The 1,780-nt window shown below is 64.0% G+C and carries 2 protein-coding genes; both read left to right on the top strand.

Annotated features, from left to right (window positions below; genetic code table 11):
• Positions 1-362 precede the first annotated feature (362 nt).
• Positions 363-560, top strand: a complete 198-nt coding sequence (locus NKI08_RS34345; protein WP_023722661.1) for a hypothetical protein — start codon at positions 363-365, stop codon at positions 558-560.
• Positions 550-1,780 (top strand): recombinase family protein (locus NKI08_RS34340; RefSeq protein ID WP_352775921.1); only part of this gene is annotated, 1,231 nt, incomplete at its 3' end. The genes NKI08_RS34345 and NKI08_RS34340, both read left to right, overlap by 11 nt.

Below are 1,780 nucleotides of genomic sequence, written 5' to 3'. Positions count from 1 at the left end.
TTGTACAACACGACGAGAGAACGCCCACGGGACCGAGGAACGCAAGTTTCTTTATCCATGGCATCCCTGGGCCGGGCGTTGTGTTCACGTTCATGAGGTGATCGAGAAGGCTGACCGGGAGGTTTTCCGCTGCAGTCTCTCTGGCCACGCCTCCGATCGGTGGCTGGAGGTTCCGGCCTGGATGTTTGATCGCGCGGTCTGCACCGCGTGGCGCATTGCCGCTGCCCCACATGTCGATCCCAGAACGCTTGGCGTCTTGGTGACACTGCTGCAGGACGCGACGGCCAATTCCCACACCCCATCGCAATTGGAGGTTTCGGGCGCAGCATCGGATCCTCACGACGCGAATCGGGGAGAGGTCCATGCCGCGCCAGCCCACGACATATCAGTTCGATCTGTTCTCCAACCCGCACGATGCGGAGACCGCGCAGATGCCACCATGGCAGGCGCTGCCGGAAGAGACGCGCCTGACGCTGACAAAGCTGATGGTGCGCCTGATCCTCGACCACGTCGACGGCGAGCGCGCCGTTCCACGGGAGGAGGCACGCCATGATGCATGAGAAGATCCGGCCCCACCATCTGGAGCGAAAGGCGATCCTTTATGTGCGGCAGTCCTCGGCCCATCAGGTTCTGCACAATCGTGAGAGCAGCGCCCTGCAGTATGCGATGCGCGATCGCCTGGTCGCGCTCGGCTGGTCTTGCATCGAGACGGTCGATGACGATCTCGGCCGCTCTGCTGCTGGCGGTGTCGCGCGAGCGGGCTTCGATCGGATGGTCGCAGCAGTCTGTCTCGGCAAGGTTGGGGCGGTTGCGGCGCGGGAGGTATCGCGCTTCGCCCGCAACAGCCGCGACTGGCAGCAGCTCATCGAGATGTGCCGCGTCGTCGATACCGTGCTGATCGACCAGGAGACGGTCTACGCACCGCGCCAGGGCAATGACCGGCTGCTGCTGGGATTGAAGGGCAGTCTCAACGAGTATGAGCTCGATCTTCTGCGTCAGCGCTCCTTGTCGGCCCGCTATGAGAAGGCCCGGCGCGGTGAACTCGTCGTCGCTTCCCCGGTCGGCTTCGTGAAGGTCGGCGACCGGCTGGAGAAGGATCCCGACCGTCGCATGCAGGAGGCCATCACCCTTGTGTTTGACAAGGTGGCGGAACTCGGCAGTGCCCGCCAGGCCCTGCTCTGGTTCCTCGAACATGGGCTGGATTTGCCTGCCAAGCGCAACAATGGCGATGTGGTCTGGCGCAGGCCAAGCTATGCGACCATCCACCGAATGATCGAGAACCCGATCTACGGCGGCGCCTACGCCTATGGTAAGACTCGTGCTGCGTCGGGATATGATGCAACAGCCATTCGTTCGCGCAGCCGCCGTAAGGCGCGTGATGAATGGCTGGCGCTGATCCCGGGTGCACACGAAGGCTACGTCAGCTGGGAAAGGGCGGAAGCGATCCGCAAGATGGTGAGCGACAACGTGCCCACGAGCCGGCATCACGGGGCGCCCAAGCATGGCGACGCTCTGCTCGCCGGCCTTGTCCGCTGCCGGCGCTGCGGCCGCAAGCTGACGGTCCGCTACACGGGAACCAAGCACAACATTCCGCGCTATTCCTGCTGGCGTGGTCTGCTTGACAATGGCGAGCCGCGTTGCATCGCCTTCGGTGGACTACGCGTCGACGACGCCATCGAGGAAGCTCTTCTGCGGGTTGTCGAGCCGGCAGCGATAGCCGCGGCCGTCGAGGCCGAAGCGCAAGCGGCCAGTCGCCGCGATCAGGTCCGCGATGCTCTGA

This window comes from Mesorhizobium sp. M0768 (assembly GCF_040320195.1).
Taxonomy (GTDB): domain Bacteria; phylum Pseudomonadota; class Alphaproteobacteria; order Rhizobiales; family Rhizobiaceae; genus Mesorhizobium.
Note: the sequence above shows the minus strand (reverse complement) of the source record. Positions and strands in the feature narration are given on the sequence as shown.

What these genes read in the sequence shown, in the direction of transcription:
- NKI08_RS34345 (WP_023722661.1), top strand. Translation starts at nt 363, where the DNA reads ATGCCGCGCCAGCCCACGACATATCAGTTCGATCTGTTCTCCAACCCG.